This is a genomic window from Corynebacterium canis, assembly GCF_030408595.1.
In the GTDB taxonomy this organism is placed as follows: Bacteria; Actinomycetota; Actinomycetes; order Mycobacteriales; family Mycobacteriaceae; genus Corynebacterium; species Corynebacterium canis.
In genome coordinates this window covers 1,020,197-1,034,090 of sequence record NZ_CP047080.1, presented here as the reverse complement: position 1 = coordinate 1,034,090, position 13,894 = coordinate 1,020,197, and the positions used below count along the sequence as shown (strand labels likewise).

16 protein-coding genes and 1 tRNA gene are annotated in these 13,894 nt (G+C 60.3%); 8 read left to right on the top strand and 9 right to left on the bottom strand.

What is annotated here, in order from left to right; genetic code table 11:
- The first annotated feature begins 24 nt into the window (after positions 1 to 24).
- Positions 25 to 951: a type I pantothenate kinase gene (gene coaA / locus CCANI_RS04585; RefSeq protein ID WP_146325095.1), complete on the top strand. Its 927-nt coding sequence runs from the start codon at positions 25 to 27 to the stop codon at positions 949 to 951.
- A 537-nt stretch (positions 952 to 1,488) separates the two neighbouring features.
- Complete coding sequence (locus CCANI_RS04580; RefSeq protein WP_146325093.1) at positions 1,489 to 1,845, top strand: hypothetical protein; 357 nt, start codon at positions 1,489 to 1,491, stop codon at positions 1,843 to 1,845.
- A 70-nt stretch (positions 1,846 to 1,915) separates the two neighbouring features.
- On the opposite strand, the gene CCANI_RS04575 is transcribed toward CCANI_RS04580, so the two are convergent.
- From CCANI_RS04575 to mca, 4 genes are all read right to left on the bottom strand, one after another.
- Complete coding sequence (locus CCANI_RS04575; protein ID WP_146325091.1) at positions 1,916 to 2,482, bottom strand: flavodoxin domain-containing protein; 567 nt, start codon at positions 2,480 to 2,482, stop codon at positions 1,916 to 1,918.
- Positions 2,479 to 3,249 carry an isoprenyl transferase gene (locus CCANI_RS04570; RefSeq protein WP_146325089.1) on the bottom strand — a complete coding sequence of 257 codons (771 nt, stop codon included), beginning with the start codon at positions 3,247 to 3,249 and terminating at the stop codon, positions 2,479 to 2,481. Before CCANI_RS04570 ends, CCANI_RS04575 begins: the two co-directional genes overlap by 4 nt.
- An 86-nt stretch (positions 3,250 to 3,335) precedes the next feature.
- Positions 3,336 to 3,605, bottom strand: a complete 270-nt coding sequence (locus CCANI_RS04565; protein WP_146325087.1) for a hypothetical protein — start codon at positions 3,603 to 3,605, stop codon at positions 3,336 to 3,338.
- A 21-nt stretch (positions 3,606 to 3,626) separates the two neighbouring features.
- Positions 3,627 to 4,505: a mycothiol conjugate amidase Mca gene (gene mca / locus CCANI_RS04560; RefSeq protein ID WP_146325085.1), complete on the bottom strand. Its 879-nt coding sequence runs from the start codon at positions 4,503 to 4,505 to the stop codon at positions 3,627 to 3,629.
- A gap of 107 nt (positions 4,506 to 4,612) precedes the next feature.
- Here mca and CCANI_RS04555 point away from each other — a divergent pair, with 107 nt between their 5' ends.
- From CCANI_RS04555 to CCANI_RS04545, 3 genes are all read left to right on the top strand, one after another.
- Positions 4,613 to 5,041, top strand: coding sequence for a DUF4307 domain-containing protein (locus tag CCANI_RS04555; RefSeq protein WP_146325083.1), 429 nt, complete (start codon positions 4,613 to 4,615; stop codon positions 5,039 to 5,041).
- Between the two features lie 110 nt (positions 5,042 to 5,151).
- Positions 5,152 to 5,673 (top strand): transcription elongation factor GreA, encoded by a 522-nt coding sequence (greA, locus tag CCANI_RS04550; protein ID WP_146325081.1) that lies wholly within the window; start codon positions 5,152 to 5,154, stop codon positions 5,671 to 5,673.
- A gap of 98 nt (positions 5,674 to 5,771) precedes the next feature.
- Positions 5,772 to 6,374, top strand: a complete 603-nt coding sequence (locus CCANI_RS04545; protein ID WP_146325079.1) for a hypothetical protein — start codon at positions 5,772 to 5,774, stop codon at positions 6,372 to 6,374.
- A gap of 77 nt (positions 6,375 to 6,451) precedes the next feature.
- Here CCANI_RS04545 and CCANI_RS04540 read toward each other — a convergent pair whose 3' ends face one another.
- A complete protein-coding gene (locus CCANI_RS04540; RefSeq protein WP_146325077.1) occupies positions 6,452 to 7,270 on the bottom strand; it encodes a Bax inhibitor-1/YccA family protein in 819 nt (272 codons plus the stop codon).
- Positions 7,271 to 7,357: 87 nt separating this feature from the next.
- Positions 7,358 to 8,452, bottom strand: a complete 1,095-nt coding sequence (locus CCANI_RS04535; protein ID WP_146325075.1) for a helix-turn-helix domain-containing protein — start codon at positions 8,450 to 8,452, stop codon at positions 7,358 to 7,360.
- Between the two features lie 225 nt (positions 8,453 to 8,677).
- On the opposite strand from CCANI_RS04535, the gene CCANI_RS04530 reads away from it, so the two are divergent.
- From CCANI_RS04530 to CCANI_RS04520, 3 genes are read left to right on the top strand one after another with little or no spacing between them, the layout of a single operon-like run.
- Complete coding sequence (locus CCANI_RS04530) at positions 8,678 to 9,568, top strand: aldo/keto reductase (RefSeq protein ID WP_146325073.1); 891 nt, start codon at positions 8,678 to 8,680, stop codon at positions 9,566 to 9,568.
- A 3-nt stretch (positions 9,569 to 9,571) separates the two neighbouring features.
- On the top strand, positions 9,572 to 10,588 hold the full coding sequence (locus tag CCANI_RS04525) for an aldo/keto reductase (protein ID WP_146325072.1): 1,017 nt from the start codon (positions 9,572 to 9,574) through the stop codon (positions 10,586 to 10,588).
- Positions 10,589 to 10,601: 13 nt separating this feature from the next.
- Positions 10,602 to 11,366 carry an SDR family oxidoreductase gene (locus CCANI_RS04520; protein WP_146325070.1) on the top strand — a complete coding sequence of 255 codons (765 nt, stop codon included), beginning with the start codon at positions 10,602 to 10,604 and terminating at the stop codon, positions 11,364 to 11,366.
- Positions 11,367 to 12,007: 641 nt separating this feature from the next.
- On the opposite strand, the gene CCANI_RS04515 is transcribed toward CCANI_RS04520, so the two are convergent.
- The 3 genes from CCANI_RS04515 to CCANI_RS04505 all read right to left on the bottom strand — a co-directional run bounded on the left by CCANI_RS04515 (position 12,008) and on the right by CCANI_RS04505 (position 13,877).
- Positions 12,008 to 13,096, bottom strand: a complete 1,089-nt coding sequence (locus CCANI_RS04515) for a DDE-type integrase/transposase/recombinase (RefSeq protein ID WP_290211329.1) — start codon at positions 13,094 to 13,096, stop codon at positions 12,008 to 12,010.
- Complete coding sequence (locus CCANI_RS04510; RefSeq protein WP_146325764.1) at positions 13,096 to 13,596, bottom strand: transposase; 501 nt, start codon at positions 13,594 to 13,596, stop codon at positions 13,096 to 13,098. Before CCANI_RS04510 ends, CCANI_RS04515 begins: the two co-directional genes overlap by 1 nt.
- 204 nt (positions 13,597 to 13,800) lie before the next feature.
- Positions 13,801 to 13,877, bottom strand: a tRNA-Leu gene (locus tag CCANI_RS04505).
- Positions 13,878 to 13,894 lie beyond the last annotated feature (17 nt).

Here is a 13,894-nt window from a genome sequence, read left to right as displayed (position 1 = left end):
AGCGGTGGTTGGCAAAATGGGATTATGGTTCGCCCCAACGTGGTCAGCCCGTACCTCGACTTTAACCGCGCCCAATGGCGGCGGCTGCGCCAATCCATGCCCCAGGTGCTCACCGCCGCCGAACTCGAACAACTCCGCGGCATCGGAGAAAACATCGACCTCGACGAAGTGGCCGAAGTGTACCTGCCGCTCAGCCGCCTGATCCACCTGCAGATCAACGCCCGGCAAGAGCTAATGAAGGCCACCGAAACCTTTCTCGGCTCCCGGCCGCCGCACGTGCCCTTTATCATCGGCATCGCCGGTTCCGTGGCCGTAGGCAAGTCCACCACCGCCCGTGTATTGCAGGTGCTGCTGCAACGTTGGGACACGCACCCGCGCGTAGATTTGGTGACCACCGACGGCTTCCTCTACCCCGCCGACGAACTGCACCGCCGCAATATCATGAACCGGAAAGGCTTCCCCGAAAGCTACGACCAGCGGGCACTGCTGCGCTTTGTCACCGAGGTCAAGGCCGGGCGTCCGGCGTGCACCGCCCCCGTGTACTCGCACACCTTGTACGACCGCGTGCCCGACGAATTCATTATTATCCGGCAGCCCGACATCCTGATTTTAGAAGGTTTGAACGTGCTGCAAACCGGGCCGACGCTCATGGTCAGCGACCTTTTCGATTTCTCCGTATACGTGGACGCCCGCACCGACGATATTGAGCGCTGGTATATCGACCGCTTCCTTGAGCTCCGGGGCACCGCGTTTTCCGCCCCCGACGCTCACTTTTCCCACTACGCACAGCTTGACGACGCCCGCGCACGTGCCGAAGCGCGCGAAATTTGGCAGTCCGTCAACCTCCCGAACCTAGTGGAAAACATCCTTCCCACCAGGGTGCGCGCCTCGCTGGTGCTATTCAAAGACGCAAACCACCTGGTAGAGCGCGTGCGCATGCGCAATATCTAAACCGCCGCGCGCCGCGGGGTAGCAATGGGCGGCAGCTTTTCCTGCCGGTGGGGTGTGCGTGACCGGCTGGGTCGCCGGTGGGGTGTGTGCAATCGCGCCAAACCACCCCGCTTGCCGGCAGATCTCACGCAACCGCCATGTATGCCGGTGTGTTGCGCGCGACCAGCCTCGTCGCCCGCGCCGCGATGGGTTGTGCGCAACCGCTGACCTGGGCTGGTCTTTCTATTCTTCATTCGGGGGTCTTACGAAGAAATTCCGGACGAATCTGGACCAAAAACGCCGCAGCTCGTCCTTCCATTCTTCGTTCAGCACCCTAATGAAGAAATTCCGGACGATCGCAGGTCAACGCTCGTGCGCAACCTATCCGGAGCCGCACGCGACCTATCGGCGGATCACCCGCGGCCCAGTCGCACAAGGCTTTTTCGTGCGGTCGCGTTCGGACTTTCTCGAACCAACCCCCTTCGCCGGATCTGCCTCAGGCACATCGAACATGGCCGTTTTGCCCACCTGCGGAAACACCCCTCCGAACGCCCCGGCATGTCGAATCTGCCTGAGCGGCGGGATCCGGCAGCCAAAACAACCGCCCCAAACCGCCGCACCGCCGGCAAATCTCACTCCACCACCCCGCCCGCCGGTGAGTTGTACGCAACCGCCATGTATGCCGATGGGTTGTACGCAACCGCCGACCTGGGGCTGGTCTTTCTATTCTTCATTCGCGGGTCTCACGAAGAAATTCCGGACGAATCTGGCCCAAAAACCCCGCAGCTCGTCCTTCCATTCTTCGTTGAGCGCTCCAAAGAAGAAATTCCGGACGATCGCAGGTCAACGCTCGTGCGCAACCTATCCGGAACCGCACACGACCTATCGAGGTTAAGCGCGACCCAACCGGATTAAGGGTTTCATGCCATCAGGTGGCCCGATGGCGGAATCCTGAAGCTTGGCTAGCGCAGCGGCGCTCAAGGATCTAGGTGGCGGGGTTGGGTGACACGCTTTCCAGGGTCAGGGAGCGCCACCAATCGACCACGGGCTGCAGGTTGGTGAAGTCGACGTGGTCGATATCTTTGCCGTATTCGGCCAGCATATTGCGATCATTATCGTTCAAGCCGGGCTTGCGGCGGAGCATCTGGTTCACCGACCACAGCACGCTGCGATGCTTGGCGCTCAGCTGGGAATGCAGGAGGCGGCCGGGCAGGTAGAAGCGCGCGACCTCCTCGGCCAGGCTGCCCAGGGCGCCGGCCGCCGCGTCGCGCGACCGCGCGTGTTCCGGCAGCGACATGCCCACGACCACCAGCGCGCAGGTGTGTTCGCGCACCAGGGTTGCGTGTTCTTTAAGCCAGGAGATCCCCTTGTTCACCGGCCCGTAGTTGGGCGCGCACACGATGACCGGCGCGGGCTCGGACGCAAGTTCGGTTGCCAGGTCGAACGTGGTATCAAGCGGGCGGGTGGCACCGTGGGTGCGCTTCGCTAGTTCGGTTGCATACTCCTGTGTGGAGCCGTAAACGGATTCAACAAGAATGTAAGGTGATTTCATTTTCCAAAACGGCGGTGCCGAGACGAATAATCACGCAGCGCACGTAAAAAGTCGATTCGGCGGAACGCCGGCCAATAGATATCGGTAAACCATATTTCTGAATACGCCGCCTGCCATAACAAAAACCCAGAAAGCCGTTGCTCCCCGGAGGTGCGGATCACCAAATCGGGGTCCGGCTGGCCGGAGGTGTATAGGTGCGACGAAATCGATTCTACAGATACTTGTGCAGCCATCTCCTCCGGCGCGATGCCGCTGGTGCCAAGATCGTCAATAAGTTCGCGTACCGCATCGACGATTTCCTGGCGGCCCCCATAGCCGACGGCCACGTTGACGGTCACCCCGGTGTGATCGTCGGTATCGCGCACCGCTTCCCGCAAGCGCTTGGATACCCGCTCCGGCAAAAGATCCAAATGGCCCACCAGCCGCACCCGACAATTCGCGGCGGGGGCGGAAAGCTCGGCCACCACATCGCCGATGATATCGAAGAGCAATTCCAGCTCGTCGGCGTCGCGGCCGAGGTTTTCGGTGGACAGCAGGTAAATGGTCACCAGCTCAATATCGGTATCGGCGCACCAGCTGACCATTTCGCCGATCTTCCGCGCGCCCACGCGGTGCCCGTGGCTGACATCTGCGAAACCAGCTTCCCGCGCCCACCGGCGATTCCCATCACACATAATGGCGACATGCTTCGGATGCTTTGCCCCAGCAAGTTCACGTCGGAGAAGGTTCTCGTACACGGGGTACAGCAGCTTCGGCAGGTAATTCACGTCAACTAGTTTATGTGGGCACCGCCCTGCATGCACGCCAAAATCGGGATCGAACGTACATCATCACACCGGGGCGGGGCGGCGAGCTAAAACCACTGCTTCCGGGTATCCACCGCCAGCCCTTCGGCCGCCATGGCTTTATCGATCGCTTCCTGGTCGAACACATCAATGCCGTGGCTTTCCGCAAATGCACGACGCCGCGCCATCCGCTTGATGCGGCGCGTCAACGCCCACCCGATATACAGCACGGCCACCAGCATTAAGACGATGATCAGCAAACCGATAGGTGAGGCCTTACCGAACTCCGGACCCAGCGGCCCGCCGCGCTCAGCTTGCGCCAGCACGAACGTGATCATGTGTTTTCTCCTTTGCTACGCCTATTCCGCATTTTCGGAAATACCGGCGAATAGATCATCTTCGGGGTAGGTCGTGCTCACGCGGGTTGCGGCCAGCTCGAACTCTTCCGTCGGCCACAGCTTACGCTGCACCTCGACGGGCGTCCCGAAGAAGGCCCCCGCTGGGTCTATCTGGGTCGCGTGGGCACGCAGGGCGTCGTCACGCTGCTCGAAAAAGTCGGCGCACGGCACCTGGGTGGTTACGCGGGCCATAATATCCGCGCGGTGCGCCTTCCACCGCTCCAACAGCACGCCGTACGGGCTGGGCTTGCCCTCGCGCAACAACACGTCGTGGAAAAGCTGCATGCGCTGGCGGATAAAACCATGCGTGTAATACAACTTCAACGGCGTCCACGCTGGACCAACCTCCGGGGCGTACTCCGGATCGCCCGCCACCTCCCAAGCCTTCATCGAGGTGGAATGCACCTTTAAGTGGTCGGGATGCGGGTAGCCACCGTTTTCGTCGTAGGTGATAATCACGTGGGGCCGGAACTCGCGGATCACCCGCACAAGCTCGCGAACCACCTCCGCGTCGTCCACCAGCGCAAAGCACCCCTCCGGCAGCGGCGGCAATGGATCGCCCTGCGGCAGGCCCGAATCTACGTACCCCAGCCACCGGTGCTGCGGGGAGCCGAGGGCCGCGATCGCCGCAGCCATTTCTGCGCGGCGGATCTCGGTGATTCGTTCTGCGGTGCCGGGGCGATCCATGGCGGGATTGAGGATGTCTCCACGCTCGCCGCCGGTGCAGGTGACGATCATCGCCTCATGCCCTTCCGCAACATAGCGGGCAAAAGTCGCGGCACCTTTGCTGGATTCATCGTCAGGATGCGCATGGATTGCCATGAGACGCAGACTGTTCACGAAGCACACTCCTAAAAGCCGTTGTTGGAACTCCCCCATAATCCTATGCCACGGGCGGGGGTTACTATATAAGCGAGAAGCTGCCATAAGCACCCGAAGGAACACCCATGTCCGACACCCGCCCCGCCGAACGCTACGCCGCTGACCCCGCAAAGGGGAACATCAGCGGCAAACTCATTGCCGTTGGGGCCGTGATCTTCGCCGTCATCGCCATCATCGTGGTGTTCCAATACTTTCAGAAAATCAATAGCGCAACCGTGACCGCCACCCAGACCGGATTCGAACGCATCGCCGATGACCGGTTGCGGATTTCCGTGGACGTCACGCGGAAGAACACCGAGGAGGCGACCTATTGCATTGTCACAGCTTTGAACTACGACAAGGCCGAGGTGGGGCGCCGCGAATTCCGCATCGAACCGGGCGGAAACGCCACGGAACGCTTCCAGGTGGAGATCCCCACCCGCGACCTGCCCGTCGCTGGCACCGTGTACGGTTGCCACAATAACGTGCCTTCATACCTCACAGCGGGGTCTTAGTCGCAGCATTGTGCTAAGATTCACGCGAAGAAGGCTGCCCCGCATGAGACTCGAGCGGGGCGTTGCACTGTGACACGACGGTTGCCTAACGAAAAGGTTTTACACACACCATGGCTGAGATCCAGAAGCAATACATCACGCCGGAAACCAAGAAAAAGCTGGAAGAAGAGCTGAACGCGCTCATCGCCCACCGCCCGGTCGTTGCCGCTGAAATCAACGAGCGCCGTGAGGAAGGCGACCTTAAAGAAAACGCCGGTTACGATGCCGCCCGCGAGATGCAGGACCAGGAAGAGGCCCGCATCAAACAAATCTCCGAGATTCTGGCGAACTCGACCACGGAACGCGCCGGCCTGGAGGAAGGCGTGGCGCACGTCGGCTCGGTAGTACACGTGTACTACAACGGTGATCAGAACCAGAAGGAAACCTTCCTTATCGGTACCCGCGCCGCCGCCTCCGATAACAAAGATTTGGAAACCTACTCTGAGCACGCGCCGCTGGGTGCTGCAATTTTGGGGGCACGCGAAGGTGACACCCGCGAGTACACCGCACCAAATGGCACCGTCATTTCCGTGACCATTGTGTCTGCGGAGCCTTACAATTCTGATAAGGCAGCGACTCTTCGCTCCAGCTAAGCTTTGCCACAGGGTGAAGTGTCTGCCGTCCACGCGCTCGTGGGCGGCATTTCTTATGCCTTCTCATTTCTGCCCAATTCCAAGGAACCGACATCTCCATGCGTTTGTATGCCATCGCTCTTACAGCAGTCAGCCTCGCTTTCCTAAGTGCGTGCACCTCGCCGCCCGGCGAGGTTGATTCCGATCGCCGGGTGGATACCGCCCGCGGTGTCTCCTCCCCCACGTCCTTGCAGAAAACCCTGACCAGCCCCGCCGCAAAGACCGGCACGACCAGCACGGAAGAAGGTACGACCACCAGCACCACCGCCGAAAATTCGAGTACGACGACCGCCGCTACCGGAACGAACGAAACCAGCGCAACGACGCCCACCTCCTATATGGTGCACGCATCTCGGGGGATCCCCGGCGTAATCGATTGCGTGGGCAGCCCCACGAAACGCCCCGAAACACTGTCCCTTTCCTGCTCCACCACCGGGGACAAATTGAAGGACATCACCTGGGAATCCTGGAACGAAACCACCGCCAAGGGCACCGCCACCCGAGAGACCGAGATCTGTGGGGGCACGGTGTGCAAGGGGAAGGATGCCAAGGGGCAGGTCAGCGAAACCAAGGTGACCGTGGAGTTATCCCAGCCCACCATGACGCCACAGGGCCCGGCGTTTACCATGATCACAGTCAACGGGGCCAATATCGTCTTATAGCCGCGCAACCTAGAAGGCCCCGCCACACGGTTACACGCGGCGGGGCCTTTTCCCTTACAGAGGCAATTGTAGCGGAACTAGCCGTTCCGGAAGTAGCTCAGCAGGCGGAGGATCTCGGTGTACAACCACACCAGGGTCACGGCCAAGCCGAGCGCCACGCCCCAGGCCATGCGGGCGGGGGCACCGGCGCGGACCAATTGATCCGCGGCGTCAAAGTCCTGCAGGAAGCTGAAGGCCGCCAGGCCGATGCACACCAGCGAGAAGATGATCGCCAGCGGGCCGCCATTGGTCAGCGGGTTTGCGCCGGTAAACATGTACAGCAGCATATTGCCCACCGCGAGCACCAGCACGCCCACAATGGAAGCCGTCATAATCCGCTGGAATCGCGGGGTGACCTTTACGGCACCCGTCTTGTACACATACAGCATGCCCAGGAACACGCCCACGGTGCCCAGCACCGCCTGCCCGATCATCGTTCCGGCATCAGCGCCCTTGCCAACGAGCACACCGGAGAAGATCAGCGAAATGCCACCAACGAACAGGCCCTCAAAGGCGGCGTAGATGAGGGTGATCGCTGCGGAACCATACTTGCGGCCAAAGGTGGCGATCAGCACCGTGATCAGACCGCCGATAGCGCCCACAAAGGTAAGCATCATGGCCAGCGAGGGGCTCACCATGGCGATGCCAAAGTTCAGCACCGCCATTGCAACGATAATGCCGAGCGTAATGCCGGTCTTAGTAATCACATCATCGACGGTGATGGGCCGCTCCGTGGCTACGGGGCCTGCGGAAGGGTACTGGGAGTATGGGTCCGCCGGGTAGCCCTGGAACTGATTCTGGACGGCCCTATTTCGGGTGCCTGCCAGCGAACTGAATACAGGGTTACTACTACGCACTTGGAGTCCCTGTTCCTTTCTTGGGTCATGGGGAAAATCCTTACAACCCAATCAACGCACGGCACCCGAAATTAGTTCCCAAACACGTCAGACGCCCCGCTGGAAGTCCCTCGGGGTAACACCCTGCACGAACTTAAAAGCCCTGCTAAAGGCGCTATGCGTGCCGTAACCCACCGCGATTCCAACATCCTTCGGGCGCTGCCCACTGCGCAATAATTCGCGTGCCCGTTCCATCTTTTTCGCCAATACTTCTGAAGTCCCAAGGCTCCGATCCGCACGGTACGCATCCGCGATAGCCTTCAAGCTCGGATGGTCCGTGAACATCAAGTGCCGCGGCAGGGGGAAGACGATGGAGCCGGACGCGACGTCGATACGCGCGTTACTGTGAGCGGTCAACGTGGCGGTTTCATCGGCGGCCATAAAGCGGCAATAATCGCCGTCCACGAGGGTGGCGGTGCCTTGCATGATCCACCACACCACGTCAGTATCCGTCGGGAACACCGTGTACGCCTCGCAGCGCGGCGGCTTGCCCACCTCGCCCATGCCCACCGCGCCCGCGGTAAACGCAGACGGCGGATGGCCAGTATGCCTCCGGAACGCGCGCGTCAAACTACTCGTGGCGGAAAAACCAACCAAGTTCGCGGCGACGGCCACGGAAAAGTCCATGCTCAACAGCTCGGCGGCGGCGGCAACCCGGGCGCCCGCGCGCCATTCGCTAAAGGAAAGGCCGGTACCGGAAATAAACTGGCGCTGGATAGTCCGCGAGCTCACGCCGAAACGCTCGGCGAACCCCTCCAGGGGCGTCTGATCGGCCGTATTTTCCACCAAGCATTCCGCAACGCGCAACGCCTCCGGAGCATTCGGCATCGGCGGCAAAGTGGCCGGCGCCTCGCACAGCGCAGCCAACGAATCCGGCAGGATATAGTCCGGATCCGCCACCGCCAACGAAAACTCCCGCAACATGACGGATTCCCAACCCGGGCCGAAAAAGACCCTGCGCGACACCAGCGAACGCGCAGAATCCGCAGGGAGCGGAAGCACAAGGCCGCGCTCCTCTACCACTGTCGACGCGCTCGCATACAATGCCGCCCCCGCGCGTAAATTAGTAGTCTCAGCCCCCGTTCGAATGCTCACCGAGCCTTCCTGGCACCAAAACAGCGTCGGCTGTGGGAATGCAGACATAGACAACCTCGAACGTATTAGGTAACGCTAACCTCAATGAGTATAGCGGATGGTGGGTACCCCAATGCAAGCGTCACCGGACCCGCCTTATCACCAGTAGCTCTTAGCTTCACGCCAAGACAACCCTACATTTCACACGTATAAAACAGCCGCAGCGAGCAACAACGCTAAACAGGGAATGACACACCCTCCCTCGCGGCGTCGATAAGCCGTAGCCTGCACACTATGAGCACACCAACACTGAAACTCAACAACGACGTGGAAATCCCCGCGCTCGGCTTCGGCGTATTCCAATCCGCGCCCGAGGAAACCACCGCTGCCGTGGCGGAGGCGCTGCGCGTGGGATACCGGCACATTGACACGGCCGCCGCCTACGGAAACGAACGCGAAGTCGGGCAAGCCATCGCCACCTCCGGGCTGGACCGCTCCGAAATCTTCCTGGAAACCAAGGTTTGGATCAGCGACTACGGCTTCGACGAAACCCTGCACGCCTACGAAAAAGCCACCAAAAAGCTCGGCGTGGAGCAGCTGGACCTGCTGATCCTGCACCAGCCGCTGCCCACCGCATTCGAACGCACTATTGAGGCGTACCGGGCGCTGGAAAAGCTCTACGCGGAAGGCCACGTGCGGGCGATCGGCGTGAGCAATTTTATGCCCAACCACCTTGCTAACCTCCTGCGCGCCACGGAAATTGTGCCCGCCGTGAACCAGATTGAGATCCACCCCTACTTCCAGCAACGCCAATTGCTCGCGGTAAACACCAGCCACGGCGTGCTGAACCAGGCGTGGTCGCCGATCGGGGGCATCACCTTCTACCCTGGGTTTGGCGAAGACCGCAAAAGCACCCTGGAGGACCCAACGCTGATCCAGATCGCTAACGCCCACGGCAAAACCCCTGCACAGGTGATGCTGCGGTGGCATATTCAGCAAGGGCGTTCGGCGATTCCGAAGTCTGTGAAGCCGCACCGGATCGCAGAAAATTTCGACGTATTCGACTTCGAACTCAGCGCCGAAGAACTCGCGCGTATCGACGCCCTGGACACCGGCCACCGCGGCGGGCCCGACCCCGCAGACATCACCCTAGACAACTACGGATTCCCGATTCCGGAGGCATAAATCATGGAATACCGACTACTTGGCCGGACGGGAGTGTCCGTCAGCCCTTTGTGCCTGGGCAGCATGATGTTCGGCGAATGGGGCAATAAGGACGAGTCCGCCAGCATCCGCATCATCCACGCCGCGTTGGACGCCGGCATCAACTTCATTGACACCGCCGATATTTACTCCTATGGGGAGTCCGAACAAATCGTCGGAAAGGCGCTGCGTGGGCGGCGCGAAGACGTGTTCCTAGCCACCAAGTTCTTTATCCCCATGAAGGAAGCGCCGAACTACCGTGGCGGATCCCGGCGGTGGATCATGCGCGCGGTGGAAGACTCCCTGCGCCGCCTCCAAACCGACCACCTGGACCTATATCAGGTGCACCGTCCCTCCGCCGACACGGATGTGGCCGAAACCCTCGGCGCGTTAAGCGACCTGGTGCACCAAGGCAAGGTGCGCTACATCGGATCCTCCTCCTACTCCGCAAGCCAAATCGTGGAAGCGCAGTGGGTGTCGCGGGACCGGCACCTGGAGCGCTTTGTCACCGAACAGCCCCCGTACTCCATCCTGGTGCGCGGCATCGAGGAAGATATCCTGCCCACCACGCAACGCTACGGCATGGGCACCCTTACCTACAGCCCGCTTTCGGGCGGTTGGCTATCCGGCCGGTGGCGCAAAGGTGCGAACGCCCAGCCGACCGCCACCGTGCGGCCCAGCGCCCGCTTCGATATGACCAGCCCCGATAACCAGCGGAAACTCGATATCGTGGAGCAGCTGGCGCAGCTGGCCGATGAGTACGACCTGACGCTTATCGAACTCGCGATCGCCTTTGTGATCAACCATCCCGGCGTCACCTCGGCGATCGTCGGCCCACGCACCATCGAACAATTGGAGGCCTACCTGCCCGCCGCGGACATCAAACTCCCCGCGGAGCTGCTCGACCGCATCGACGAGCTGGTCAAACCCGGGGTGACCATCAACCCAGACGACAACAGCTACGGCGACCACGACCTACAACCCAGGTTGCGGCGCCGATAACAGGAGAAACAGAATGCTCAATATTTTGGCCATTGGCGGCACCGGCAGCGTCGGACGACACGTGGTAGACACCGCCACCAAGGCAGGACACAAGGTCCGCGTGCTATCGCGTCGCCCGGCGAGCACGCCTGGGGTGGAAACCGTGGTCGGAGACCTCACCGATCCGAACACGCTCACGAGCGCGGTCGACGGCATCGATGCGGTAGTGTTCACCCACGGCTCCCATACCGGCGAGGATGCAATCCGCGACGTCGATTATCAGGGCGTGCTGAATGTCCTGCGGGCCATCGGGGATCGGCCAGTGCGCATCGCGCTCATGACCGCCATCGGAGTCACATACCGCGACAGCTACTACAACAAAACGATGAAAGCGCACGACTGGAAGCGACGCTCCGAACGCCTCGTACGCGCAAGCGGACACCCTTACACCATCGTGCGCCCCGGCTGGTTCGACTACAACGAAGCCGACCAGCAGGAACTGCACTTTCTGCAAGGCGACACGCGGCGCAACGCCGGACCCGCCGATGGGGCCATCGCACGTTCACAACTTGCCGAAGTGCTCGTAGCTGCACTGACCTCCCCTGGCGCGGAGGGCAAAACCTTCGAGCTCGTTGCCGAACGCGGTCCGGCGCAATCCGACCTCGAACCGCTGTTTGCCAAACTGGATGCGGACGTAGGTCTGGACGGGCCTCGTGACGAGAACAACCAGCCCGTGGCTGAGGAGCCCGCCGCCGTCATCGCAGATCTCCAACAGATCACCAGCATCGCCGCCAAATAACCCAGACCCGGCTCGGATTGCTTGCAACTATTTTGTGCGCGATAGTTGCAAGCCTTTTGCGGGCCTCGATTTGTCCGCAGATATAAAAGCATGGCGGAATTACGTCACTGTGACGAAAAGGTGTGCCGATGCGTCGTGGACAACCTATTGCTGGGGCGGGAGTTGAACGGTGTCTACCGATATTTTTTACATCAAAATCCGGAAATCTGTGTAAAAAATATCGCGCCGACGGCCCTGGGCGGCCCCGGATGATGAAAATTACACAAAATCCGGGATTTGTGTGTAAAAAATTTCATGCGCAACGCGCAACCCATCCCCGCGGGGCCCTGCCGGTGCCAAAGCGGCAATACCCTACGAGGATGCAGGCAGATCCGAAGGCACGGCTAGTTGTGTGGACACCCTTCGCGCGCCCTTCACGCGCCGAGCGATCTGCCTGACATCGAAAAGGTAGTCGGATGCGTCGTAGGCAACCTATTGCTGGGGCGGGAGTTGAACGGTGTCTACCGATATTTTTTACATCAAAATCCGGAAATCTGTGTAAAAAATATCGCGCCGACGGCCCTGGGCAGCCCCGGATGATGAAAATTACACAAAATCGCCGCGTGCCATTGAGTTGTGAACTTCTTTGATTGTTCTTGGTTTTATTGTACTTGGTTTTGTGGGGTTGGTGGTGGTGTTCCGATTTTGATGCCGACGGTGGCTGGTGGTGGTTGGAACATGGATCGTGGTGGGCGTCGTTGGGGGTAGGTGTTGTAGTAGATTTCTTCCTTTGCTTTGCGGTGTTTGAGTAGTGGTTTCCATTCGCCGGTGTAGACCTGTTGTGGGGTGAATCCGGCGAGGCCGCTGTGTGGGTCGTGGTTGTTGTAGGCGTCGATGATGGAGGCCATGGTGTTGGCGGCGGCCTTGATATTGGGGTAGCTGGTTAAGGCGTAGCGGTGGTGTTTGAGTGTGCGGTGGGAGGATTCTTCGAAAGGGTTGTCGTTGGATACTCCGGGGCGGATGAGTGAGAGTTCTACGCCGTTGGCGTCGAGCATTTGGCGCATTTGGGTGGAGGTCATGACAGCACCGTTGTCGGTGTGCAGGACTCGGACCTTGGCGTGGTTGAGCTGCTCGGCGGCGATGACTTGGGCGATGAGGTCGGTGGCGATGTGTTTGTCTTGGCGCAGTTGTACGGTGTGGCCGACGATTTTACGGGAGTGCAAGTCCAGCACGGTGTAGAGGTGAAATCCCTTGGTCATAAAGGATCCGGGGAGCCAGGTGATATCCCAGCACAGGACTTCGCCGGGCCGTGTCGCGGTCACTATTCGTGGTGGTTGCGGCGCCCGTGGCGCGCCGTGGCGCAGCGGTGCTGGCACCGTTTTGATTTCATTGTTCACGCGGTAAAACGTCCGCAATGAGCCGAGCAAGGGCTCCTCGGAATCGACATGGCTGAAAAAGATTTTATAGACCGATAATCCCTGCTCACGACCGTCGCGAAGCAATGCGGCGATACGTTGACGCTCCGGGGCGCTAATCGTTTTCGGCGGCGCGGCCTTTGGGTGTTGTGGTGGTTTCTTCGGCCGCGGATGCCGCCGGTAATACAGGGTTGTTTTCGCAAGCCCAAGCAGCTTCAATGCCGCGTTTTGGGTATAGCCAGCCGCCGCAAGCAACTCTAAAATATGGTCTTCAAGCTTAACGAACTCATCGAAATCGGCTTGCTGCTCTGGGGAAAGTTTCCGGCCACCACGCATCAACGATCGGTATATTTTTGCATGGCGGCGATAGCTTTTCCCATCGCCTCCACCGCCTTGGCATGCGCAGTGGTGGCAGCATCCTTATCCGCAACCACCTTTTCCAATTCAGCGATCCGCGCCTCCAATTTGGCGTGACGTGTTTCCCACTTCGCGCGCGCAGTCTCCCACTTCGCGCGCTCGGTCTCCAGCTTCGCACGCTCCGCCCCCAGCTCGGCGTTAAGCGCCTCCAACTCCTGATTGCGCTGTGTCAGCCGAGAAAACTCCACGATATTTTCATCACTCATAGGAATATTTTCTCGCGGTGTTAACCCGATGTCGAGCGTGCCCGCCGCAAGCTGCCGCCGCCACAAATACAACTGCCGCGGCGTCACCCCGGCCGCCCGGAGGAACTCTCCCTTCAGACCATGCTTGGTCTCCGCATGGGCCAACACGATCTCCCGGCGCTGCTCCGCAGTAAACGTCCGGTCCGGATCTACCGGAGGGATCTGTACAGACATCTTGAACCTTCCTTCCTCATCCCCATGACCATCACGGGGAAGCTTCCGAAAGTTCACATCTTCAATGGCAAGGTACGAATCCGGGATTTGTGTGTAAAAAATTTCATGCGCAACGCGCAACCCATCCCCGCGGGGCCCTGCCGGTGCCAAAGCGGCAATACCCTACGAGGATGCAGGCAGATCCGAAGGCACGTCCTGTGGTGTTGGTGCCCCCAGTCGGACTCGAACCGACACTGGGCGGATTTTAAGTCCGCTGCCTCTGCCAATTGGGCTATAGGGGCGTGGGTGAAAACACCCT